The organism is Paraburkholderia dilworthii, assembly GCF_000472525.1.
GTDB lineage: Bacteria > Pseudomonadota > Gammaproteobacteria > Burkholderiales > Burkholderiaceae > Paraburkholderia > Paraburkholderia dilworthii.
In genome coordinates, this window is record NZ_AWZT01000067.1 from 1 (window position 1) to 22,826 (window position 22,826).

The 22,826-nt window shown below is 60.7% G+C and carries 17 protein-coding genes and 7 pseudogenes; 10 read left to right on the top strand and 14 right to left on the bottom strand.

All coding sequences use genetic code 11. The annotated features are described in order from the left end of the window. Positions 1-740, bottom strand: a 740-nt coding sequence (locus F759_RS0132515; RefSeq protein ID WP_036025805.1) for an alpha/beta fold hydrolase, incomplete at its 3' end; no start/stop codon positions are given. A gap of 492 nt (positions 741-1,232) precedes the next feature. On the opposite strand from F759_RS0132515, the gene F759_RS39220 reads away from it, so the two are divergent. Both F759_RS39220 and F759_RS44565 read left to right on the top strand, forming a co-directional pair. After that, a complete protein-coding gene (locus F759_RS39220; protein ID WP_036025808.1) occupies positions 1,233-1,832 on the top strand; it encodes a TetR/AcrR family transcriptional regulator in 600 nt (199 codons plus the stop codon). After that, positions 1,810-1,905, top strand: a pseudogene (locus F759_RS44565) (TetR/AcrR family transcriptional regulator); the annotation flags it as partial. The gene F759_RS39220 and the pseudogene F759_RS44565, both read left to right, overlap by 23 nt. Positions 1,906-1,913: 8 nt before the next feature. On the opposite strand, the gene F759_RS44570 reads toward F759_RS44565, so the two are convergent. Both F759_RS44570 and F759_RS44575 read right to left on the bottom strand, forming a co-directional pair. Further along, entirely contained in the window at positions 1,914-2,384 is a 471-nt protein-coding gene (locus F759_RS44570; protein ID WP_244438972.1) for a LysR substrate-binding domain-containing protein, read from the bottom strand. 7 nt (positions 2,385-2,391) lie between these two features. After that, positions 2,392-3,003: pseudogene (locus F759_RS44575) on the bottom strand (LysR family transcriptional regulator); the annotation flags it as partial. Positions 3,004-3,016: 13 nt separating this feature from the next. Here F759_RS44575 and F759_RS0132535 point away from each other — a divergent pair. Continuing rightward, a complete protein-coding gene (locus F759_RS0132535; RefSeq protein WP_027803516.1) occupies positions 3,017-3,655 on the top strand; it encodes an NAD(P)H-dependent oxidoreductase in 639 nt (212 codons plus the stop codon). A 221-nt stretch (positions 3,656-3,876) separates the two neighbouring features. Here F759_RS0132535 and F759_RS0132540 read toward each other — a convergent pair whose 3' ends face one another. The 5 genes from F759_RS0132540 to F759_RS0132555 all read right to left on the bottom strand — a co-directional run bounded on the left by F759_RS0132540 (position 3,877) and on the right by F759_RS0132555 (position 9,679). Next, positions 3,877-7,056 carry a bifunctional diguanylate cyclase/phosphodiesterase gene (locus F759_RS0132540; protein ID WP_027803517.1) on the bottom strand — a complete coding sequence of 1,060 codons (3,180 nt, stop codon included), beginning with the start codon at positions 7,054-7,056 and terminating at the stop codon, positions 3,877-3,879. Between the two features lie 185 nt (positions 7,057-7,241). Beyond that, positions 7,242-8,105: a LysR substrate-binding domain-containing protein gene (locus F759_RS44580; protein WP_063829683.1), complete on the bottom strand. Its 864-nt coding sequence runs from the start codon at positions 8,103-8,105 to the stop codon at positions 7,242-7,244. A 124-nt stretch (positions 8,106-8,229) separates the two neighbouring features. Further along, on the bottom strand, positions 8,230-8,493 hold the full coding sequence (locus tag F759_RS44585; protein WP_063829684.1) for a LysR family transcriptional regulator: 264 nt from the start codon (positions 8,491-8,493) through the stop codon (positions 8,230-8,232). 27 nt (positions 8,494-8,520) lie between these two features. Further along, positions 8,521-9,012, bottom strand: a complete 492-nt coding sequence (locus F759_RS45315; protein WP_161633349.1) for a pyridoxal-phosphate dependent enzyme — start codon at positions 9,010-9,012, stop codon at positions 8,521-8,523. Beyond that, positions 8,981-9,679 (bottom strand): IS6 family transposase, encoded by a 699-nt coding sequence (locus tag F759_RS0132555; RefSeq protein ID WP_027803519.1) that lies wholly within the window; start codon positions 9,677-9,679, stop codon positions 8,981-8,983. The genes F759_RS45315 and F759_RS0132555 overlap by 32 nt, the downstream gene beginning before the upstream one ends. Positions 9,680-10,202: 523 nt before the next feature. On the opposite strand from F759_RS0132555, the gene F759_RS44940 reads away from it, so the two are divergent. From F759_RS44940 to F759_RS45325, 3 genes are all read left to right on the top strand, one after another. Next, positions 10,203-10,337, top strand: coding sequence for a hypothetical protein (locus tag F759_RS44940; protein ID WP_274533504.1), 135 nt, complete (start codon positions 10,203-10,205; stop codon positions 10,335-10,337). Positions 10,338-10,440: 103 nt separating this feature from the next. Further along, positions 10,441-10,701: a DUF1488 family protein gene (locus F759_RS45320; protein ID WP_027803520.1), complete on the top strand. Its 261-nt coding sequence runs from the start codon at positions 10,441-10,443 to the stop codon at positions 10,699-10,701. A 97-nt stretch (positions 10,702-10,798) separates the two neighbouring features. Beyond that, positions 10,799-11,158, top strand: coding sequence for an alkaline phosphatase family protein (locus tag F759_RS45325; RefSeq protein ID WP_084534411.1), 360 nt, complete (start codon positions 10,799-10,801; stop codon positions 11,156-11,158). Here F759_RS45325 and phoU read toward each other — a convergent pair. Continuing rightward, positions 11,113-11,820, bottom strand: a pseudogene (gene phoU, locus F759_RS39240) (phosphate signaling complex protein PhoU). The gene F759_RS45325 and the pseudogene phoU overlap by 46 nt on opposite strands. Positions 11,821-12,090: 270 nt before the next feature. Between phoU and F759_RS41615 the strand changes: the two are divergent. Beyond that, positions 12,091-12,183 (top strand): annotated as a pseudogene (locus tag F759_RS41615) (IS6 family transposase); the annotation flags it as partial. Between the two features lie 129 nt (positions 12,184-12,312). Here F759_RS41615 and F759_RS44590 read toward each other — a convergent pair. Continuing rightward, positions 12,313-12,489: pseudogene (locus F759_RS44590) on the bottom strand (transposase); the annotation flags it as partial. A gap of 194 nt (positions 12,490-12,683) precedes the next feature. Here F759_RS44590 and F759_RS44595 point away from each other — a divergent pair. Beyond that, a pseudogene (locus F759_RS44595) lies at positions 12,684-12,849 on the top strand (3-hydroxybutyrate oligomer hydrolase family protein); the annotation flags it as partial. Here the strand turns inward: F759_RS44595 and F759_RS39245 are convergent. Genes F759_RS39245 through F759_RS39250 form a run of 4 tightly spaced genes read right to left on the bottom strand, consistent with a single transcriptional unit; the run spans position 12,818 to position 21,925 of the window. After that, on the bottom strand, positions 12,818-14,323 hold the full coding sequence (locus tag F759_RS39245) for an efflux transporter outer membrane subunit (RefSeq protein WP_051377537.1): 1,506 nt from the start codon (positions 14,321-14,323) through the stop codon (positions 12,818-12,820). The pseudogene F759_RS44595 and the gene F759_RS39245 overlap by 32 nt on opposite strands. Next, complete coding sequence (locus tag F759_RS0132580) at positions 14,320-17,625, bottom strand: efflux RND transporter permease subunit (RefSeq protein ID WP_027803521.1); 3,306 nt, start codon at positions 17,623-17,625, stop codon at positions 14,320-14,322. Before F759_RS0132580 ends, F759_RS39245 begins: the two co-directional genes overlap by 4 nt. Beyond that, positions 17,622-20,732 (bottom strand): efflux RND transporter permease subunit, encoded by a 3,111-nt coding sequence (locus F759_RS0132585; RefSeq protein WP_027803522.1) that lies wholly within the window; start codon positions 20,730-20,732, stop codon positions 17,622-17,624. Before F759_RS0132585 ends, F759_RS0132580 begins: the two co-directional genes overlap by 4 nt. Then, positions 20,729-21,925: an efflux RND transporter periplasmic adaptor subunit gene (locus F759_RS39250; RefSeq protein ID WP_084534412.1), complete on the bottom strand. Its 1,197-nt coding sequence runs from the start codon at positions 21,923-21,925 to the stop codon at positions 20,729-20,731. The genes F759_RS0132585 and F759_RS39250 overlap by 4 nt, the downstream gene beginning before the upstream one ends. A 165-nt stretch (positions 21,926-22,090) precedes the next feature. Between F759_RS39250 and F759_RS43765 the strand changes: the two genes are divergently transcribed. Together F759_RS43765 and F759_RS39255 are read left to right on the top strand one after the other, a co-directional pair. Then, positions 22,091-22,429 carry a hypothetical protein gene (locus F759_RS43765; RefSeq protein ID WP_152530763.1) on the top strand — a complete coding sequence of 113 codons (339 nt, stop codon included), beginning with the start codon at positions 22,091-22,093 and terminating at the stop codon, positions 22,427-22,429. A gap of 61 nt (positions 22,430-22,490) precedes the next feature. After that, positions 22,491-22,808, top strand: a pseudogene (locus tag F759_RS39255) (DDE-type integrase/transposase/recombinase); the annotation flags it as partial. Positions 22,809-22,826 lie beyond the last annotated feature (18 nt).

A 22,826-nucleotide genomic window follows, 5' to 3' on the forward strand; every position in this document is an offset into this window, starting at 1 on the left:
TGGAATGGAGCGACGGTCTCGGGCATCGTCTTGCCGAGATCCATGACGTAATAGGTGGGCATCTGTGCAAGTTCTGCGGCCGTCAGCGCTTTCAACGGATGCGGCTTGTTTCCCGGCCAGTCGGCGCTCTTGACATAGAAAAACGCACGAAGAAACGCGTGTAAGCCTTGAGGAGGATTCCACATGTGACGGTTCGCCTCCCGTGAGCTCAGGTATTGCTGGTAATACTCTCTCGGCGGGTCGAGCGCCGCCAGCGCGGCCGCTAACTTTTGATTGCCGGTGTTCGGTTGAACCGACGATGCCTCGCTTTGCGCAGTGTTGAACGGAAACGTCGGCGCACCAGGGAACGGCGCGCTCATCAGCACCACCGACGGGAAGACGTCAGGTCTGGCTAGCGCACAATAGGCCGCCACGGGCGAGCCGAGGTCGTGCCCGACAAGCATCGCCGTACGCCGATACCCCAGCGCCAAGACCAATCCAAGGGCGTCGCGCGTCATATTCAGAAGGCCGAACGGCGCGAGCGGGGCGTCATCGTCGTTCGCCCAACCGGTGCTGCGTCCAAAACCCCGCTGGTCCGGCGCCACGACATGGTAGCCGGCGTCAGCCAGGATGGGGATCAGGTGTCGCCAGCCGTAAGCCAGATCGGGAAAACCGTGCAGAAGCAGTGCGAGCGGCCGGCCGCGGTTCTCGTAACCGGCCTCGAGAATATGGACATCGAGCCCGTTGACCCCGTGGATCATGCGCGAACGGACCCTCGGCGGAAGCGTTCCGTCGCCATATGTGGATGTGGCCAAATCAGTTCCTCCTATAAGGTTTGCGCGGGCGGGTCGAATGAAAGAGGCAAACAGGCTGAGCGCGCCCATCGCCAGGACGGCTCGTCGGGACGCCGATGGCTCGACGCTAAGTGGATCACTCATGACGGAACGCCCCGTCCGCGCGCAAGCGCTGTCTTCAGCTTCAGCGATAACGCACGCGACGAATGATTCGCGCGGCCGCCGGGCCATCGAGGACGATCGGTCTCGACAGAAAGACGCTCTGCATGGGGTGAGCGAGGAAACACGCACGTTTTGTCCCGGGTGATTCCTGCCGCAATCCGGGCAGGCTGCGCAGCACTGAACGAACCTTCGTGACTTGCAATTGGGTCGAGACGCATCGACGACTCCCTATATGGTGATCGCCATAGTATAGCAATCACCATAGAATGATCAAACGGAACGTGCTATGTTTCCGACATGCCACGTACGACTGATGCCCGCCCTCGCGCGATTGCCACCGCCCAACGACTGTTTCGCATCCAGGGCTACACTGCGACCGGATTGACCCAGATCCTCGAAGAAAGCGGTGCGCCGAAAGGATCGTTTTACTTTCACTTTCCACGCGGCAAGGCACAACTCGCAGAAGAAGCAATCGATAATTACGTTGCGAATCGGATCGCTGTATTACGGGAGATATCGGCGAATACGACGGGTGATGCGCTGAATTTCGTTCATCAGCTTTTCAGGACATTCGCGGCAGAAATGGTCGCCTCTGATTTCCAGTACGGTTGTCTGATGCAGAATCTGGCCAATGAGCTGCCCGCGCTCGACGCTGAGTTGACCAAGCGCGTAGCGCGCGGATTTGCTGAGTCGACCGAGATTATTGCGGAGCATTTCAAGGGGTGCGGCTTCGCTCCCGCGCGCGCGTCCGCTACCGCAGCCGCATTGGTAGCCGCCCTCGAAGGCGCGCGGACTATCGCCCGCCTCGAACGCACGCCGGCTGTATTCGAGGCGCTGGCAGAGGTTAGTGCCCAACGGTGGGTGGCGCCGGGGGGTGATGGACTCCAAACGGAGTGAGCAACGGGCCCGCGCCATCTTCGCGGCCGTCGCCGGCGCGCAGCTCATCGCGAGAGGCCGTTCGGACGCGTCCTTCTGCGTTCAGGTTGATCGGCTCATTCGCCGATTCCTGCAATTGCCCGCAAGTTCCCAGGGAAGGCCGCCCGCAAACAGCGAGGTGACCCACTGGATAAACGCCTCGGTCCGCGCGGGCGTGAACTGTCTGGACGGCCGAACGAGATAGATTCCTTCGTCTGCGTCGAAACGCCATTGTGGCAAGACCTGGACCAGGGTGGCGGTTGCGAAGTCGGAGACCATCGCCCAGTCGCCGAAACCGACGATGCCGATACCGCGGCGCGCTGCCTCGAGCAGGGCGCCTATGTCGTTCGAACGATAGATTCCAGCCGGCATGATGGTCTCGTGCAAGTTGTCTTTGCGCATCCGCCATTCATGCGTCGAGACGGGCCCGGTGTAGCGAAGCAGGTTGTGCCCCGACAATGCGGCCGGAGAGGCGGGGAACACCGTGGCGCTGCAGATAATCCCGCGAGGCGCCGAGAACGATCCGGTGCTCACCAAGCTTGCGCGCAACCAGACGGCTGTCGCTCAGGGTGCCGACACGCAACGCGGCGTCGAAACCTTCCCCGACCAGATCGACATATCGCTCGGCATAGTCGACTTCGATTTCGAGGCCCGGATACTGGCGTGCAAAGTCTGGCAGCGCCGGCGCGAGCCATTGCCGACCCATTGCCGCTGGAAAGGCCAGCCGCAGGCGGCCCTTCAACTCGACGCCGCCGGCGGCGGCTTCCTGTTCGGCTTCGAAAATGGCGTCGGACGCGCTCTGAAGGCGTTCGGCAAGCCGCTCACCGGTTTCTGTCAGGCGAACCCTTCCGGTCGTCCGCTCGAGCAGGCGCACGCCGAGGCGTTGCTCCAGCGTGCCGATGCGCCGGGAAATGACGGTCGGGTGACGTCCGAGCGCCGCGGCTGCCGCAACGAATGAGCCGCCCCGAGCGACGGCGAGTAGTGCTGCGAGTTCGTCGGCTCGCCCCTGGTCCAGATTCATGGCGGAAGAATAAATGCGATACCGCGCGTGGGCAACCCTCGATTGCTGCGTTTGGCGCAGCATTGTTCTGTGCGCGACCCGGTTTTTCTCCCATCGTGAAGTCTGCACCATTCGGCTGTCCATTCTCTTCATAGAAGGAAACAAGATGACGACAGTGAATGAAAGATTGACATGGCGCTATGCCACGAAAAAGTTCGATGCAACGAGAAGCGTGCCTGCCGAAGTACTCGAACGCATCGTCGAAGCGGTACGGTTGGCACCCACGTCGAGCGGACTGCAACCATTCGAGTTGCTGGTCGTCAGCAATCCGGAGACGCGTGCAAAGATTCGCGCCGTGGCGTGGGATCAGGCACAAGTCACAGATTGCTCGCATCTGCTGGTATTCGCGGCGTGGGACGACATCACCGCCGACCGCGTCAACATGATGTTTGACCTGACCAACGAGGTCCGGGGCTTCAAGAACGAAGGGTGGGAGAACTATCGTCGGCAGCTGCTGGGTACCGTCGCCGATCGGGGGACGGAGGCCAACTATGAGGCCGCCGCCCGGCAGGCTTACATCGGTTTGGGCATCGCACTAGTCGCGGCCGCCTTCGAACAGGTCGACGCTACGCCGATGGAAGGCTTCGATCCCGCAGCGGTCGATCAGATCCTCGATCTCAAAGCGAAGCATCTGCGTAGCGTGGTGATCGTGCCGTTGGGTTATCGAGAGGCTGAAGGCGATTGGCTGGTGAACCTGAAGAAAGTCCGACGGGACCGCGCGAACTTCGTGACCGAAGTACGATGAACCGTCGAGCGCGACCGACGGCGGGGCAAGACTAGGCAGCCTTCATGGCCACAGAAGGACGGTCGACGGTATCCTATGAATGACGGTTCACCCGTTAATTCCCGCCGTTGGTCGAGGTTTTTCGGAGGTCGCTTGAGGATCCGGGTGCAGCCAGTTGTGTTCACGCTCGGCCGCTCCAGCCCCGTAGAATACTATCGCGCGAAAGAAAGCTACTGCGGCGCTCAAGCCACCTTGCGTACGCTACTCCAGGACCACAATTCGGCAGGCGACAATGCTTTCGAGAAGAGGAAACCTTGCAGTTCGTCGCAACCAATGTTTCGCAGGATCTGAGCCTGACGCTCGCTCTCGACGCCTTCGGCGACCACCCGGAGGCCCAGTTCGTGGCCGAGCTCGATGATTGCCCGAATAATTGCGAGGTCGGCCGGCGCATCAAGCATGTCTTGCACGAACGCGCGGTCGATCTTGAGGCGATCAAGCGGAAATCGGTTCAGATAGCTGAGGCTTGAGTAACCGATACCGAAATCGTCGAGGGATAGCTTGACTCCAAGCTTGCGGATCGCCTGGATCGTGGTGAGATAGTTCTCCGCGTTGTCCATCAACACCGTCTCAGTGATCTCGAGCTCGAGCCGATCGGGAGCCACGCCGTACCGCTCGAGGTTGTCTGCGAGCGAGCTTATCAAGTCCGGATCGCGCAGCTGGATCGCGGACACGTTGATCGAGACGCGCAAATGCATCAGCCCGCCAGCGTCCCACGCGGCGACCTGTCGGCATGCTTCGTCGATTACCCAGGCACCGATCGGAATGATGAGCCGTGTGTCTTCGGCGACCGGAATAAACTGCGCAGGCGACACCGTGCCGATCTGCGGGCTGTTCCAGCGCAGGAGCCCCTCAACGGCAACCAGTTCGCCCGTGCGCGCATCGACACACGGCTGGTACGCAAGCCGGAACTCCTGCCTGGTGAGCGCCGTGCGCAGGCACGCTTCGAGCGTCAAGCGGTAGCGCGCGCGTTCACCCATGTCAGGTGCGAAGAACTTAAAGACGTTACGTCCCGCGGCCTTTGCCTGGTACATCGCGGCGTCGGCGTTCTGCATCAGGGTCTCGACGTCCTCGCCATCGTCCGGGAAAAGCGCCACGCCGACACTGCATGACACCGGCAACGCGGCGCCGCCTAGTTCATGCGGCTGACGAACAAGCGGCAACAGACGATCCTCGATCGCACGGGTAACATCGGCCACATTGCTGACACCGTTGAGGATTACCGTGAACTCGTCGCCACCGAGGCGGCTGACGGTGTCGTTGCTGCGCACGGCTTGCAGAAGGCGCCGCGCGACCGAGCGCAACAGGTTGTCGCCAATGTGATGGCCGAGTGAATCATTGATGTTCTTGAACCGGTCCAGATCAATGAAGAGCACGCCGACGCGTTGGCCCGAGTGGCGCGCATTGCCGAGTGCGACGCCAAGGCGCTTGATGAACAGCTCGCGGTTCGGCAGTTCCGTTAGCACGTCGTGTTCGGCGAGGAACTGAATGCGCGCCTCGCTCTTCTTGCGGTCCGTGATGTCGATCAACGTGCAGATATAGTGCGACAGGTTCGCCCGCCGGTCGCGCACCGCGCTCACCATTAGCCATGCCGGATAGTCGTTGCCGGCCCGCCTTCGCACCTGCGCTTCGCCATGCCACGCGCTGAGGCGATCGACAGAATCGATAACGGCCGGAAAAATGTCATCCTGCTCCTGCGTTCCAAGGAGGAAAGCAGGCTCCTTGCCCGCCACGTCGTCAGCGCGATATCCGGTCGCTCGATAGAACGATGGATTGGCAGTGACGAGCCGTCGTTGCTTATCCAGAATCAGGATCGCCTCGGATGACGCCTCGAACACCTTGCCCCACAATTCGAGGCGTTGCTCCATCAGCTTGATCTGGTTGATTGGGGTGAATGCAGTCAACACTGCGTCGCGCCCCTGGAAGTCGAGGCGTCGCGCCGACAGCATGGCCCACGTGGGTTCGCTGCCCGCCTTCCAGCGCACCTCGAATTCGTCTACGGCATCTCGGTCCGAGAGTTGCTGGAAAAACCGCGCGCGTACCTCCGAGTCGAGACCGAAGCCCCAAGGGTCTACTGTGCAGCCGTTGAGCCAGGCAAGCGCTGGCCGGTTTGCGAGCAGGATCTCATGCCCCGGGATCGACGTGACGACCATCGGCACTGGAGTCGCCTCTACAAGAGCGTATTGCGCGGCCGACGCACGCGCTGTCGCGGCAAGCTCCTTCTGCACGATGCGCTCGCGGTCAAGCTGCGCGAGCATGTCGTTGAAGCCGCTCACGAGCTGGCCGATTTCGTCCTGACTATGCCACTTGGCGCGCAGCGAGTGGTCTCCTGTGCGGCGCACGGTATCCATCACACGCGCCAGTTGGCGCAAGGGGCGGGAAATCTGCTGCGCGACGAAGTACACCATGCTCAGGATCGCGCATAGCAGAAAGAATGCCGTTCCAAGGTGCAGCCACATTCGCTCAAAGAGGCCGCGCACGCGCTCATGCAGAAGACTTCCGAGCTGGCTGCCGGTGTTACGCCACGCGTCGCTTACGCTCGTTACCAGGCGCTGCTGTGCGGAATCGAGCCGGTTCAGCGTGGCCGGATCCGCGCCAGCGTCAACTGCGGCTCCAGCCATGCGGCGATACGTTTCGACGGCGGCGAGCATGCGTTCGACCGACGGTCCAATCGTGCCGGTCAGTGTGCCGTTCGCGGCCGAAGCTTCCGCATAGTCCGAGCGCAGCCCCTGCAATACTGCGTCGAGCTGTCCCTCCAGCACGAGGTAGCGGGTACGCATCTCATCGTGGCTCATCGATGCGGCGTTAGGATTTGCGCCGGCATCGTGCAGGTGGCGGCCGATCCGGTTGACGTCGCCGAGCAGCTCCGGGTAGCGCAGAATCGACAGTGACATTGAATAGTAGCTGTCCAGGTCCGGATCCAGAATCAGATTCGACTGGTTACCGACCCGGGTCACCAGCGCGCGCGCCGCGTCGAGGCCGCGGTCCACTGTCGATGCGCTCGCATGCGGCGTCGAACTTGCTTCGAGTGCATCGCGGACCCGTTTGTTAATAACTGCGCTTTGCATGTTCGCGCCAAAGCGGCGCTCTGCGTCGTCGAGTCTGCTAGCAGTGCTCTTCAATTGGACCGCAGTCTGCGGCTGCCCAGCCCCCGCGAGTGCGAAGTCGATAAGCGCGTCATGCACGGCCGCGACGTAGGCATTCCCGATCAGCTCCTTGTCGGAGAAGTCAATTGCGATGTACTTTTCGCGGATCAGGATGCCGCTGATGTAAAGGACTGCGCTCAAGTCGAGCAGATAGATCAGCAGCAGCTTTCGGCCGACGCGGAGACGTCCGAGAAACCGGAAGAACAGGTTGCGTTTCATGGGCGTGGTCGCTCTATCGCAAAGTTTTCGTCCCACGTTCGGCAAGCCAGGCGTTTCACTGAGTTTCTCCGTGCAGGGAACGTCGGACCTCTGGTTCAGGTCCCACGGCGGGAAGAGCCCCTGATGAAGCTATCGACCGGTTGAAGAACTTCTTTAGTCTTTGCTTAAAACGCCCCATAACGGTGCTAGAAAAGCGACAACACGGTGCGAACATTTCGAAAGAGGGTGCCTTTTGGGCAGTCGTGCAATGGTGCCAGGACTTTGTCATGGCGAGCGCCTTTGGCAGGCCAGCAGTCAGTATGCGAATTTTTTCGCTTCCGCGGCCAAGGGGGCGACCAGTCGGACGTTGAATCCGCCTCTGCTTCCGGACGTTCGATTGTGAAGGACGGACGGTCCTTCATCGCCCGTAGCGGGCACGGGGGTTGCAGTGAATCCACCGGTTGAATCCGCCCCCTCGAAGCGGCCGCCAACGCCGCAGAACTTTCGCTCACAGATGCAGTGAAAGTGGGCGTGTTCCTAAAGAACCCATCGGATGCGGTGTTGCCGGGATCGATCTTTGTGCTGTGACATCCGGCGATGTCCTTTAGAAACTGGGTGAAATGTGCAACAACGGGTGGGCTATCGCTGACCCTTCGTTGAAGCAGGCCGGTCTCGCGATAGAACGTTGATTTCCCTAGCGACATCACATGTACGTCGTCCGGTAAGGGCAAATGTGCCTCGACCAGCGGAACCAGCGCTACACCCAGGCCTTCCGCTACGAGATGAATAAGGGCGGGAATTTCGTCAACCTCGATAGCGTCATTCACGGGTAGGCGCTCATCGCGAAGGAATCTTTCCACCATCCGTCCACCAAATGAAGCTCTGTCATATCGCAGAAACGGCTGATCCTCGATAGCCGTTTTCCAGTCTCTGAAGCGGGGTTCCTTTCCGGGTAGCACCAGTGCGAATGGATCCGGCACAAGGGACTGCCATGTCATGTCTGAAGGCATCCCGAACGGAGGACGAACCATGACGGCCGCGTCGATCCTGCCAGAGTCGAGATCGTCCATTCACTCCATCGAAGCTCCGAGCGTGACATGAACGCGCACTTGCGGGAAGGACCTGCGCAAATTTCCCAACGCCCGTGCCACCAGCGTCGACTGTACCGATGCAATCGCCCCGATACGGAGCAAACTATTTGTGGATTTCGATATCTGAAGGGGCGCCTAGCTTCTCGTAAAGAGCACATAACTCCTCGGCGCGGCCGAGGGTCTTCTGGCCAGATGCGTTCAGGGTAGCCGAGCGACCGGTGCGATCAAACAGTTCGAATCCCAAGCTATCTTCCAGTCGCTTGATCTGACTACTCACAGCCGACTGTGAGAGGCCGATGCGATCGCCGGCGGCTGCGAAAGTGCCAAATTTGGAAACCGCGATGAACGTTCTTAGTTCAGTGATCATGCGCTGAGGACTCCAAGGGTATGGCGTTTATTCGGGAAGCGACGCCGCGCGCACATCAGAGGTCGCGGAGGCCGGTGGATTCATAAACCTGTCGTCATGTCTTAACGGGAGCCTGGCGTGGCCCGTCAGCACCATCGTCAGGAGATCGCCTGAATGAACAATTGGGGGGTCGACGTTTCCTCCAGACGCGATGACCAACGCCTGTCTACCGCGGAGCATTGAGGGATCTGCCAGCAGAGATGCAACAGCTACGGCGCCGCCCGGTTCTACCACGACATGGAACTCTTCAAACAGGAGGCGCATGGCCTGCAATACGGTGGAGTCGTCAGCGGTAACGACGCCGGCCAGTCGGCGCCGGTTGATCGAAAAAGGCAATACTGCGGGTGTCGGTGCCAGCAGGGCATCGCAGATGGACGTGGCGCCTGGCCGATTGGTTTTGTCGCGGTAAGGGCAAGACGCGGACGAAGGGTGGTATAAGTAGGACTGCCTATGCTGCCAGTGAGTAAAACTGCTCGGCACGATTGTATCCGATGCTACTGTCTTCTATTTGGCCCTTGGCGATCATGTGCATGAGTTCGATGCCGCTCAACAGGATGCGGGCACAACGAAAATTCTTGAAGCCGAGCATGGGCCGCGTGCGTCGCTTGATCGCCCGATGATCTTGTTCGACAACGTTGTTCAGATACTTGTTCTGGCGAATCTTGATCGGTGTTTCCCGCTCCGCGTTGAGGGCATCCAGCGCGGCCAGGTTCGCACCGCTTTTATCGATTGTCACCGTCTCGGGCTCGCCATTTTGGTCGATTGACTTTTCGAAGTAGCGCCGCGCCGCGGCCTTGTCACGATGGGCGCGCAGCAGAAAATCCACCGTGTTGCCCTCGTTGTCGACTGCGCGATACAAATACTTCCACTGGCCTCGGACCTTGATATAGGTTTCATCCATTCGCCAGCTCCGACCGACGGCTCGCTTTTGGCGGCGAAACGCCTTCTCCAGAACCGGCAACACCTTGATGGCCCAGCGATGTACGGTTGAATGGTCGACCGAAATTCCGCGCTCGGCCATCATCTCTTCCAGATGTCGAAGGCTCAGCGGATACGCCACATACCAGCGCACACACGTCAGGATCACATCGAGCGGATAGTGCAAGCGCTTGAGCACCCGTGCCAAGGCTGGATTCAGAGTCGTCATCAAGCGTCCGATCGTTCGCATTGTCAGGGCACATGATACCCGACGCTTACTGCGACAAAACCGGCTTTCGTCCTCATCCCCGAGCGGGCGGACAAATTTGTCCCTTCATGCACGCGCCAGCGAGTTCAATGAACCAACCGCCAATGCTTTCCAGTGCCCGCCCAATGCGGTGTGCCTTGACTGTTTTCAGAAACGCTTCCCGAATTTTCGCAACCGCAGTGCCCGTCACATAGTTTCCTCTCGGCAAAGATACCCTCACGCACAAAGGCGGTGCCTGCGCCGCTCGTGCACGACTGTTCCAATGTAATAGCGAGGTCGGAGGCACGAGAGTCGAGCCGTTTTCACCATTTACATGGCAACCAATACCTATTTTTTTCGGCAGCTTTGGCTTGTTCAACGGCCTGTCTGGTCGCCCTGTTTGAGGCGGAAGCTGCTGCCTCACCGCTGTTTTCGGTAATTTCGCGTTAGCGCCTGCTCTGCACAGCTCAACGTATTTGCGGACTGAGTTTCAACTGATAGTGAGATGACGGGCGATTTCATGCAGCGAGAAGCCCGCCGCGTCGGCGAGTATGCGGCCGAAGAAGAGAAGACGTCGTTGCTTGAACTCTTTCACCCGCCACGCTGCATTTTTGTTCTTGATAAGCCCTGGTCACGGTGACGAGACCCAAGGTCTGGAACTTAACTGCTGAATACGGCGCTGCGGCCCCCCGTTTTCAGGGGCTGCGGCAATCTGATGTAAAGATGAGGATGAGACGCTTGCAATGAAAGGACGCCCCGGGTTTTTTGCCGGGGGACGGCTGCTGACGTTCACCCTGATGTCACAAGGTCGCGACATCGCGTGCGCGGTGACTCGCGACGCGCTGGAGCGACACTTCCTGTTTCGACGGGAATCCGACGGCGCGACGCTTGTCTCAGCGTTCGAGCGCGGAGCAAAGCGGATACTTGAGGCAGCGGACAGAAAAGGCCGGGCGTTGCCGGCTACTCGTATGCTCGTGAAAGCCGCGGACCTCGCCGCAGCCTAGAGCAGTCGTCGTTGACTTGTATTAGCCGGCCCGGCAGCATGTTCGTTATCGTGTTTGACGAGCACGGAGGCTTCTTCGGCCACATGCGCCCTCCGCCATATGTGCCGCCGGGCACCAGCGAGAATCCGAACCCAAGACGCACAACTTTCCCTTCGACCGCCTCGGTGTGCGTGTCCCGGCCCTCGTTGCCTCGCCGTATGTTCCGGCGGGGACTATCGACCATACCCAATATCACCACACGTCGATATTGAAAACTGTCGATAACGTGCCTGGATTGAACGGCTCGCTGAATCTCACTCCCCGTGTACGTGCTGCCGCCGATTTTTCGAAGATGCTGGCGTTGCCGGCCGCGCGCCCGGACATTCCAACGTGCCCATCGCCTATCGCTGCGTTCAACGTTCGCATTTGGTTTCAGTTGGTCAGGACTTCGTGCTCAAGCCTGTCGAGCGGCATGTGACGTACATCCCTGCCCTCGACCACATACACGATGGACTCAGCAATGTTGGCCGCGTGGTCGCCGATACGTTCGATGGCCTTCGCGATGAATATGTATTCCAGGCCAACCGGAATGGTCTGGGGAGCTTCCGTCATCTGCATGACAACCCTCCGTCCGAATGCACGGCACGAGCTATCGACTGCTTTGTCGTCCCTGATAATCTGCGCGGCCGCCGCGGCGTCCATGCGCGCAAACGCATCCAGGGCCCTGCTCAGAATCCTCAGGGCCAGCTCGCCAGACCTTCTTAACTCAGTCGTATTGATGGCCTGTGCCACGCCACTCTCATGAATTCGGCGAAGCCGCTTCGCAACCTTCCGGGCCTCATCACCTGCGCGTTCAAGATTGGTGACACACTTCGAGGCAGCCATCAGAAATCGCAGGTCACGCGCAGCGGGTTGCCGACGTGCAATGACATTGCTAATCTCTTCGTCGAGTTCAAGCTCCATTGCATTAAGCTGCTATTCGCCGTCGAGCACCTGCAAGACCAGGGCAGAATCGTATGCGTCCATTAACCTGAGCACGCGCTCAATTTGCGACTCGACCATTCCTCCCGTCTTGAGCAGTCTCGTCGAGAGTAGGTCGAGGTCGGCGTCAAACCGAGTTGAAAGATGCTTGTCCGGCATGGGCGCTCCTCACGTGTGGTCAGTAACTGCAGGCGCGGTTGCCAGCAATGTCTGGGCGACGTTGCTACGGAAACGCGGGCTGAGGTGCCGGTGGCGTCATAAACAATGGCATATACAGTATTACCCTATATCGCCAATTAGACGAACGCAACAGTGCGAACTTCGTTGGCAGGAAAACTCCCCCATGCTGCGTGGATGAGTTCGTCGGCATTGACGGAGATTGATTGGGGGCGTTGTCACGTTCGCGGACTGGTCAGCCAAGATGACGTGATGAAAAAGACGAAATCGCTCTACCACGGCCATCGATTTCCAGCGTCGGTCATCAGTCAGGCGGTTCGGTGGTATTTCGGTTTTCAACCTAGTAGCCTGGCGTCTCTTCACTGGCATTGCCCAAGCTCCGTCCACCGTGTTCTGAGACACGACTGTCCGTGCCGATATCTCGTCATGAAGTCAGCAACGTGACAACGCCGAAGGCAGCATTGACCTGCCGATTTAACCGGTGGATGCAATAGTTTGCTGAAATCGTTGGGCTGGCGGTTCGTAGTTGAGCGTCTTCCTCGGACGCTCATTCAATTGCCTCGCCACGGCATTGAGTTTTGCCTGCGAACACCGACAGGTCGGTGCCCTTGGGGAAGTACTGACTATCAGTCCGTTCATATTTTCATTCGACTGCGCCACCTCAGGCCGCTCCCGTTTCGAGGCTTCACCCACGACTTCATCCAGCGGCCCACCATCAAGCGAGGAGTTCGTGTCTCCGGAGCACCCAATCTCCGACGGGTCGTCACCCTCAATCGCCCGCGCACGCTCGCGGTTTTCGCTCCATACGGCAGCAACCTTTTCGGCGGACGCCGGGTCGCCAGGAGCATCTGAAAAACGGCACGCCGCTGCGGCCGTCGCAGATAATTCGCCACTTGCCACGCGGCGGGACTTCTGGCGCGGCGCCCGCGCTGACGGTCGCAACTTGCCCCTATCATGGAGAACCCGTGGAGCAATTCGATCAGCGTGAAGCATGGAGTGGTGAACGTGCCGCACTGGACGGATCGCACTTCTGCTGCCGCGGATCGCAAAGCGCGGCGGCTGACCATCCGCCGCCGAGGTCGTCGATGAGCGACACTGCATCGACGAGCCGCATCTGCCGGACGCTCAACGCGGTTTCCTGTGCGCTCAGCGAGGTCGTCTGGGCGGTTGCGGCGGTCGTGTAGTCGACGGTGCCGGCCTGATACTCGTCGAGCGCGATCCGGGCGCCCTGCTTCGCATCGCTGACTTCGGCGTCGAGCACTTTGGCTTGCTCGGCGAGGATACGCAGGCCCGCCAGATCGTTCTCAACGTCTTCGAACGCCGTTAACACGGTCCCGCGGTAGTTCGCGAGCGCGGCGTCGTAAGCGGCTTTTGCCGCGGCGACCTTGCCGCTCCGCTCGCCGCCGTCGAAAATCGTCTGGCTCGCATCGGCGCCGAGCGACCAGACATAGTTGCCGATGTTGAGCAGGCCCCCGAGCGGCGACTGGGCCAACTCGGCCACTGCGGATAGAGAGATCGACGGGTAGTAAGCCGAAATGGCCACGCCGATCGCTGCGTTTTCCTCGGCTATCTGACGCTCGGCCACGGCAACGTCGGGGCGCCGCTGCAGTAGCGTCGACGGCACGCCCACTGGAATCGACGGCAGCACCGGTAACGCCGTGCTATGAGCGATGTTCAGTTCTTCAGGGTTCTTGCCGACGAGCACAGCAATCGCGTGTTCGTACTGCGCGCGCGAGACGCCGAGCGCGATCAGGCTCGACTGGGAGCTTTCGAGTTGCGTTCGTGCGGTGATCAGATCGGACGGCGGCACCGTGCCGGCCTGTTGCTGGTCCGAAACGACGCGCAGGTATTCCTTGTTCTGCTCGACGGTCCGCTGCAGCAAATCGATGTTGGCATCGGTCACGCGCAGATCGATGACGGCGGTGGCAAGCGTAACCTGCTCCGAAAGCGTCGCATTGGCTAACGTCGCCTGGGTAGCCTCTGCGCTTGCCGAATTTTCCTCGATCGTGCGCCGGACTTGCCCCCACAAGTCGGGGGCCCAGCTTACGTCACCTTCGAGCGAAGCGGAATTGAGGACACGGCCACGCGAAGTCGCGAAGCTGCTGCTGGAATTCGACAGGTTCGACCCGCTCGACGATCGCGCGCGCGTCGCCGAGCCGGCGATCCCGATCGTCGGGAACAGCGAGCTGCGCGCGACGCGCACTTCGGCAAGCGCTTCCTGATAGTTCGCGTAGTTCTGCCGGACGGTCTGGTTCGAAACGGCGACCATCGGCTCGAGTTCGTCGAGCAGCGGATCATGAAACACCGTCCACCAATCACCCTTCGGCTCCTCGGCTGCGGGCTCGGCCTGCGTCCAGCCTTCGAGCTCCTTGAACTTGGGCGGCGCGGCGACGGTCGGCCGATGATAGTCCGGGCCAACGGCACAGGCGCCGAGGCCCAACGCCAGCGCCATAACGATAGGCATCCCTGGTAATCTGATCTTCATGCGGCGGTGTCGGGTGTACGGTTCCACGGTAGACGGGTGGACCAGCGCGCGAGCGCGGCGCGCACCCGATCCAGGTAAAGGTAGATGACGGGGGTCGTGTAAAGCGTGAACACCTGCGAGAGGATCAGACCACCCATCACCGTGACGCCGAGCGGCTGTCGCAGGGAGGCCCCTTGTCCAAACCCAATCGCGAGCGGGACTGCGCCGAGGACGGCAGCGGCCGTCGTCATCAGGATCGGCCTTAAGCGCAGCACGGCTGCTTCATGTATCGCCTGCCTGGTGTCGCGGCCCTCATGACGCTGGAGCTGAATCGCCACGTCGACCATCATGATGCCGTTCTTCTTTACGATGCCAATCAGCAGGATGACGCCGATCAGCGCAATAACCGAGAACGGCGTGCCGAAGATGAGCAGTGCGAGCGTGGCGCCAATGCCGGCGGATGGGAGCGTCGAAAGTATCGTGAGCGGGTGGATCGTGTTCTCGTAGAGAATCCCGAGCACGAGATAGACTACGCCCAGCGCTGCAAAAATCAACAACGGAACTGTACCCATCGATTGCGAATACGCTTGTGCAGCGCCCGCAAACGCGCCATGAACCGAAGCGGGCAGGTGGATTTCTTCGGCCGCCTTGCTGATTGCAACGGCGGCGTCGCTCAGCGATCCGTTCGGCGGCAGGTTGAACGAGATTGTCGCGGCAACGAACCCGCTTTGATGGTTGACCTGCGTCGCCGTGTGGCTGTTCGTGTAGCTCGCGAACGCGGGCAGCGGCACCATCGTCTCGGCCGCCGTACTGTCGGCGCTGCCCGTCGATCCGCCTCCCTTGCTGTTCGCGATGCTGTTCGTCGTCGCGTTGGCTTCGGCGCTCGAGTTCAGCGCGTTCCTGGTCGAAGCCGTCGTCGTTGTGATCGCGGCCGCGAACGATTTGCTGGCCGACACTGTGCTCGACGACATCTGCGTTTGCGCAGTCCCGCTGGCATTGCCATCCGCCCCGCTGAGGAAGATCTGGTTCAGTGTCTGTGGAAATTGCCAGTACTGCGGCGCCACCTCCATCACCACGAAGTACTGATTGAGCGCGTTGTAGATCGTTGACACGGCCCGCTGGCCAAACGCGTCGTAGAGCGTATTGTCGACCTGGTTTGGCTGAAAGCCGTAGCGCATCGCCGTGGCGCGGCTGATGTCGACGTACGTCTGCAGGCCGTTTTGCTGCAGATCGGAATTGACGTCCTGCAGTTGCGGCTCTTTGCGCAAAGCATCGACGAGCTTCGGCGTCCATTCGAAGATCGCCTTCGGATCGTCGCTTGTCAGCGTGTACTGGTACTCGGCCGCCGATTGCCTGCCGCCGATGCGCAGGTCCTGCTGGGCCTGCAAAAAGAGTCTTGCGCCCGACACTTGATTGAGCTTCGGCCGAAGGCGGTTGACGACCTCGGCCGCGGACACGCGTCGCTGAACGAGCGGCTTTAGCTGGATGAACACCATCGCCGTGTTCAATGCTCGCCCACCGGCAAATCCCGCCACCGAGGCAACGGCCGGATCTTTCTGCACGATTGCTTGCAGCTGCGCGAGCTTCGTGGCCATCGCCGGGAATGAAATGCTCTGATCGGCAACGATCTGACCCATCAGGATGCCGTTGTCCTGCTCGGGAAAGAATGTCGACGGTAACAGCCGCGCGAGGAACACGTTCGCCACAAGCAGGGCGACAAGAATGACGACGACGACGAACGAGTGATCGAGCGCGACATCAAGTGAACGCGAGTAGGCGTTCTTGAAGCGCTCGAACCGCGCCTCGGTCCATTGTGCCCAGCGGCTCGTGGAATGCACGGCGTTCTTGCGGCTCAGCACATAGGCGCACATCGCGGGCGTCACCGTCAGTGAGATCACGAGCGACACGAGGATCGCGATCGAAAGCGTCATCGCGAACTCATGGAACAGCAGGCCCACGATGCCCGGCATCAGCAGGATGGGCAGGAACACCGCAATCAGTGAGAGGCTCATCGAGACGACGGTAAAGCTGACTTCGGCGCTGCCGCGGATCGCCGCCTCTCGCGGGCTCAATCCCAACTCGAGATAGCGGACGACATTCTCGAGCACGACGACGGCATCGTCCACGACGAACCCCGTTCCAATCGTGAGCGCCATCAGCGAAAGATTGTCGATGCTATATCCGAGTAAGTACATCGGGCCGAACGCGCCGACGATCGAGAGCGGCAGCGCGACAGCGGGCACCAGTGTGGCGCGTGCGGAGCGCAGGAAGACGAACACGACGCCCACAACGAGCAGCACGGCGATAAAAAGCGTGCGCTGCGTATCGGCCACCGAAGCCTTGACCGATTCCGAATGGTCCATTGCCACGTTGACGTGAACGCCGCTCGGCAACGTCGCCTCGATCGACGGCAGTATCTTGCGGATCTGCGCGACTGTGTCGACGATGTTGCCGCCTGGCAGCGGGTATAGAATCGCGATGACGGCCGATTTGCCGTTGTATAGCCCGACGTTGCGGATGTTCTCGTTCGAATCGATGACAGAGGCCACGTCGTGCAGCATGACAGGCGCACCGTTTCGATAGGCGATCACCAGATCGCGGTACGGCGCAGCGCTCGTGATCTGGTCGTTCGAGAGCACCTCGTAGCGCTGACCGTCGATGTCGAGATGCCCTTTCGCGCTGTCTGCGTTCGCCGCGCTGATGGCGGCACGCAAGTCTTCGAGCCCGATACCGTAGCTCGCGAGCTTGTTCGGGTCGAGCTCGACCCGCACCGAAGGCAGCGCGCCTCCGCCGAGCGTGATTTCACCAACGCCGCTCACTTGCGAGAGCTGCTGCTGCAGTACCGAATCGGCCGCATCGTAGAGCTGTGCCTTCGTAAGCGTATCGGACGTCAGCGTGAGCACCATGATCGGCGCATCGGCCGGGTTGTACTCGCGGTACGTCGGGTTCGAGCGCAGCGTCGTCGGCAGATCGGCGCGCGCGGCTTGCAATGCGGCCTCCACGTCGCGCGCGGCGCCGTTGACGTCACGATCGAGAGCGAACTGCACCACGATCCGCGACATGCCCACGTAGCTCATCGATGTCAGCTCGTTCACGCCCGCAATGGTGCCGAGCCTGCGCTCGAGCGGCTCGGCCACCGTCGTCGCCATCACTTCGGGGCTTGCCCCCGCCATCTGTGCCTGCACGACGATGACAGGGAACGTGACGTTGGGTAGTGGCGCGACGGGAAGCTTGAAATAGGCGAGCATCCCCGAGAGGATGATCGCGACTGCGACCAGCGTCGTCGCCACGGGCCGGCGGATGAAAAGCCCGGGGATGTTCACGACGACAGTTCCCCGCCCGCCGCGGCGCTCGGCCTGCGCCCGAAGCGTCGTGCAAGCCGGTCGAAGAACAGATAGATGACCGGCGTCGTGAACAGCGTCAGGACCTGGCTCACCGTCAGGCCGCCGATGATCGCGAGGCCGAGCGGGCGCCGCAGCTCGGAGCCCGTGCCGTTGCCAATGAGCATCGGCAACGCGCCGAGGATGGCCGCCATCGTCGTCATCAGGATCGGACGAAAACGCAGCAGCGACGCCTCGAAGATCGCTTCGTGCGGCGGCTTGCCGTGCTCTCGCTCGGCCTCCAACGCGAAGTCCACGATCATGATCGCGTTTTTCTTCACGATGCCGATCAGCAGCACGATGCCGATAATGCCGATGATATCGAGATCGCGGCCCGCTATCATCAGCGCGAGCAACGCGCCGACGCCGGCCGACGGGAGCGTCGAGAGGATCGTCACCGGATGGACGAAGCTCTCGTAGAGCACGCCGAGCACGATATACACGGCTACGACCGCCGCGACGATCAGATAGACCTCGCTCGAGAGCGAATCCTCGAATGCCTGCGCCGCACCCTGGAAGGTCGCCGTGATCGACGACGGCAGTCCGACCGCCTTCTGCGCGGCTTCGATCTGCTTCACGGCCGTGCTCAATGACGCGCCATCCGCGAGGTTGAACGACACGGTAACTGCGGGGAACTGGGCTAAATGGCTGATGGCGAGCGGCGACTTGACGACCTTGAGCGTAGCGATGCCGTTCAACGGCACCTGGCCGCTCGTGCCCGTCTGTGTCGGCAGATAGAGGTTGCCGAGCGACTGTATGTCAGGCAGCGTTTCGGGCTTCGCAACGAGAATGACGCGATGTTGATCGGACTGCTGAAAGATCGTCGAGACGATTCGCTGTCCGAGCGCATCGTAAAGCGCATTGTCGATCGTGGCGGGCGTAATGCCGTAGCGCGCGGCGAGCTGCCGGTTGACTTTGACGTCGATGCCGAGCCCGTCGTTGCCCAGATCGCTCGTCACGTCGTCGATCGAACGGATGCGCTTCATGCGCTCGACGAGTTCAGGCACGTACTTCGCGAGCGCCGCCTGATCCGGCCCGCGCACTGCCAGACGGTACTGACTGGGAGAAACGGTGGTATCCAGCGTCAGGTCCTGCTCCGGCTGCAAGTAGAGCTTGATGCCGGGCACGTTCGCAACTTCCTGCTGCAAACGCCGGGCGACGGCCTCCGCGCTATCTGAACGTTCGCCGAGGGACTTCAGATTGATAAGAAAGCGCCCATGGTTAAGCGTGACGTTGGTGCCGTCGATGCCGACATACGATGTGAGCGAAGTGACGTCGCGATCACGAAGGATCGCATCGGCTAGCGCCGATTGCCGCTCGACCATCGCCTTGTACGAGACGGAGTTGTCGGCGACGCTGATGCCCTGGATGACGCCGACGTCCTGTATCGGAAAGAGTCCCTTCGCGATAACGATGTAAAGGGCGACAGTGAGCACGACCGTTGCGCCTCCGACAGTCAGAGTCAATCTCTGGTGATGGAGCACCCAGCGCAGCCCTCGCTCATACGCGGCGATCGTCCTGTCAAAGACACCTTCGCTGATGCGCTCGAAGCGGGTCGGCTGACGCTCGGCCTGCGCCCGCAGAATGCGTGCGCAAAGCATCGGCACGACGGTCAACGAAACCACGGCTGACAGCACGACCGTCACCGCGAGCGTGACGGCGAACTCGCTGAAAAGACGCCCGATGACGCCTCCCATGAATAACAGCGGAATCAGCACAGCGATCAGTGATACCGTCAGCGAGAGGATCGTGAACCCGATCTGCCCTGCTCCTTTGAGCGCCGCCTGCAGCGGACTTTCCCCCTCCTCCAGATAACGGACGACGTTCTCAATCATGACGATCGAGTCGTCGACGACGAAGCCTGTCGCAATGATGAGCGCCATCAGCGAGAGATTGTCGATCGAGTAATGGAGCTCGTACATCGCCGCGAGCGTGCCAATCAGCGAGACTGGAACCGAAATGCTCGGGATGATCGTGGCCGGCACATTGCGCAGGAACACGAAGATCACGGCCACGACGAGCCCGACGGCCATCACGAGCTCGATCGCGGCATCCCGTACCGAAGCGCGAATGACGCCCGTGCTGTTCGAAACGGCCGTCACGTTGACACCGGCCGGCAGCGTCGATTCGAGCGCCGGTAGCCGCTTCATGATCTGATCGACCGTCGCGATCACATTGGCGCCGGGCTGGCGCTGCACGTTGAGGAGGATGGCGGGCGTCCGATTGTAGGTCGCGCCTTGCGCCACGTCCTGAGCGGCCGTCGTCACGCGCGCCACGTCGTGCAGATACACGGGCGAGCCGTTCTGATAGGCAATGATCGTGTCGAGGTAATCGTTCGGATCGGAGATCTGATCGTTGTCGTTGATCGTATAGTCGAGCTCGGGGCCGTCGAAATTGCCTTTCGGCTGACTGATGTTGACGTTGGCTAGCAGCGTGCGCAGATCGTCGAGATTGAGGTTATAGGCCGCGAGCCTGTGCGGGTCCGCTTCGACACGAACGGCGGGCACGTTGCCGCCTGCCGTCGTAACGAGGCCTACCCCGGGCACCTCCGAAATCTTCGTGCCGAGCCGATTGTTCGCATAGTCCTGCAACTGCGTCAGCGACATCGACTTCGACGTGACGGCCAACGTGAGGATCGGCTGATCGGCGGGATTGACCTTCGCATAGGTCGGCGGCGCCGGCAGCCCGCTCGGCAGATAGCTATTCGCCGCATTGATCGCCTGCTGGACATCCTGCTCGGCCACATCGAGGCTCATCGAAATGTCGAACTGCAGCGTGATGATCGACGAGCCGTCGGAGCTATACGACGTCATCTGCTGCAAGCCCGGAATCTCGCCGAGCTGAACTTCGAGCGGAGCAGTCACCGTCGTGGCCATCACGTCAGGGCTTGCGCCCGGATACGACGTATGGACCTGAATGGTCGGATAGTCGACGTTCGGCAACGACGATACCGGCAGATAGCGGACGGCGACGATGCCGATCAGCACCAACGCGATCATCAGCAACGACGTGGCGACGGGCCGGAGGATAAACGGGCGGGAGAGACTCATCGGGAGGTGCGCAAGTTACCCTTGCCTGCGCCGGTGCCCGCAACGCGTATCCTTGCGCCGTCACTCAAGCGATCCATGCCGTCCGTAACGACACGCTGGCCTTCGGTGAGCCCCGCGAGAATCGCCGTGTATTTGCCATCGGTCGGCCCCGACGTGACCTTGTGCACGGAAACGGTGCCGTCGGCATTGGCGACGTAAACATACGTGCCGGGTGCCCCCGTCTGTACCGCCGCCGTCGGCACGAGTACGGCGTTATGAAGGACGTCGACGAGTAGTCTCACGTCGACGAACTCGTTCGGATAAAGCTCTTCGTCGTCATTCGCGAACATCGCGCGCAGCGTTACCGTACCGGTGCTCGTCGCGACCTGATTGCTGGCCGCGTACAGCGTGCCCGTGGCAATTTGCTTGTTGTCGTTGCTGCCGTACACCGTGACAGGCAGCTTTGCACCCGACTGCATGCGCGCTAGCACTTGCCCGAGCATATCCTGCGGGACCGTGAACTCGACCGTCGTCGGCTTCATTTGCGTCACGATGGCGACGCCCGTCGAGCTCGAGGCCGTCACGTAGTTGCCGGGATCGACGAGGCGCAGGCCCACCCGGCCCGAAATCGGCGACGTGATCCGGCAAAACGCCAGATCGAGATTGTATTGCGCGATGCTGGCCTGGTCGGCCTTCACGGCGGCCTCGTCCTGCCGCACCGTGAACTGCTGGTCGACGTAGGTCTGCTGCGCGATCGATTTCTTGGCGTTCAGTTCGGCGTAGCGAGCGAGGTCGGAGCGCGCCTGGGCGAGCGAGGCCTGGTCCTTTGCCAATTGTGCTTCAGCCTGCTGCTTGTCAATCTCGTATTGGCGCGGGTCAATCTGCACGAGCAGCAGGCCCTTTCCGATGTCCTGACCTTCCTTGTAAGCGACGGCCGTCAAATAGCCGCTCAATTGCGGCAGTACCGTCACCGTCGCGACGGGGGTAACGGTCCCGAGCTCGTTCAACGTTTCAGGCATGTCGCCGAGTGTGACGGGGGCGACCGTCACGACCTGGGCCGGCCTGTGAACGGCCGGCGCCCCCTTCCTGACGACGTGGTAGCCGATTGCCGCCGCGATGAGCGCAAGAATCAGCAGTACGGCGGCCCTTCGCCCGCGACGCGGATGCCTGACCGGAGTCGAGATGTGTTGACTGACTTCGTTAAGTTCCTGCATAGCATGAGCGAAAAGTGAAGCGCCGCGACGATCGGTCATCGCAAGGCGAATGCGGGCTCACTCTATCGACATGTCAAAAAAGTGGTGTCACCGAGACGTAACGGCGTATTTCGTCCGTTTACGTAGAGGGCGCTCGTAACATTGCGTGATACTGCGGGAGGCTGTGTGAGAATTGACGCGTACGATCCGGCGCGGGAAAGCGGAAATGGACCGATGGCGAGACGAACATTTTCAGGCGGCAGATTGAATACGCTGTGCCGACTTACCGCGCAGTCAAGACGATTGACGGATCCGACCGGTCACGTGCCTGCGAGCGGTGATCTTGGGCAGGAAGCCATCGTCGATTTCTTGCTGTGTAACCAGGGCACAACACAAGCCAGATGTGCCGAGCGTGCGCTCAATCTGTCGACGTCAAGAACGGGAAGTTTTATCGTCGATTCAAGGTATTGGTACGACGATCGCTCGCGGCTGGTGAAAGCTGGAAAGCGTAGTCTGACTGAATGAAAGGAGTCCGAATTACGGCATCAGGTTGGCTTAAGGCAACCTCGTTAACATACGGGTCGTCAGCATCGCGTCCAACGGCGCCGAGACGGTGACCATCGACAAAAGCGGCTCCAATCTGGCCGCGCTTAACGCGGTGAATGCCGAGCGCGAGATGCCCATCAAGGTTCGTCAGGTCAAGTATTTGGACAACATCGTGGAGCAGGACCATCGGGCCATCAAACGCCGAACCCGACCGATGCTAGGATTCAAGGATTTTAACTGTGCGCGTGTCATTCTGAGTGGCATCGAATTAATGCACATGATCAAGAAAGGACAGCTGCAATGTTCTAGCAACAGCCCGCTGTCTACCGCCCAGCAATTTTACTCGTTGGTTTCATAAGCTATCCTTCGCATATCG

What these genes read in the sequence shown, in the direction of transcription:
- F759_RS0132555 (WP_027803519.1), bottom strand. Translation starts at nt 9,679, where the DNA reads ATGACGACTCTGAATCCAGCCTTGGCACGGGTGCTCAAGCGCTTGCAC.
- F759_RS39250 (WP_084534412.1), bottom strand. Translation starts at nt 21,925, where the DNA reads ATGCAGGAACTTAACGAAGTCAGTCAACACATCTCGACTCCGGTCAGG.
- F759_RS44585 (WP_063829684.1), bottom strand. Translation starts at nt 8,493, where the DNA reads ATGATCACTGAACTAAGAACGTTCATCGCGGTTTCCAAATTTGGCACT.
- F759_RS39245 (WP_051377537.1), bottom strand. Translation starts at nt 14,323, where the DNA reads ATGAAGATCAGATTACCAGGGATGCCTATCGTTATGGCGCTGGCGTTG.
- F759_RS0132535 (WP_027803516.1), top strand. Translation starts at nt 3,017, where the DNA reads ATGACGACAGTGAATGAAAGATTGACATGGCGCTATGCCACGAAAAAG.
- F759_RS0132540 (WP_027803517.1), bottom strand. Translation starts at nt 7,056, where the DNA reads ATGAAACGCAACCTGTTCTTCCGGTTTCTCGGACGTCTCCGCGTCGGC.
- F759_RS44940 (WP_274533504.1), top strand. Translation starts at nt 10,203, where the DNA reads ATGACGGGCGATTTCATGCAGCGAGAAGCCCGCCGCGTCGGCGAGTAT.
- F759_RS0132585 (WP_027803522.1), bottom strand. Translation starts at nt 20,732, where the DNA reads ATGAGTCTCTCCCGCCCGTTTATCCTCCGGCCCGTCGCCACGTCGTTG.
- F759_RS45320 (WP_027803520.1), top strand. Translation starts at nt 10,441, where the DNA reads ATGAAAGGACGCCCCGGGTTTTTTGCCGGGGGACGGCTGCTGACGTTC.
- F759_RS39220 (WP_036025808.1), top strand. Translation starts at nt 1,233, where the DNA reads ATGCCACGTACGACTGATGCCCGCCCTCGCGCGATTGCCACCGCCCAA.
- F759_RS44580 (WP_063829683.1), bottom strand. Translation starts at nt 8,105, where the DNA reads ATGGACGATCTCGACTCTGGCAGGATCGACGCGGCCGTCATGGTTCGT.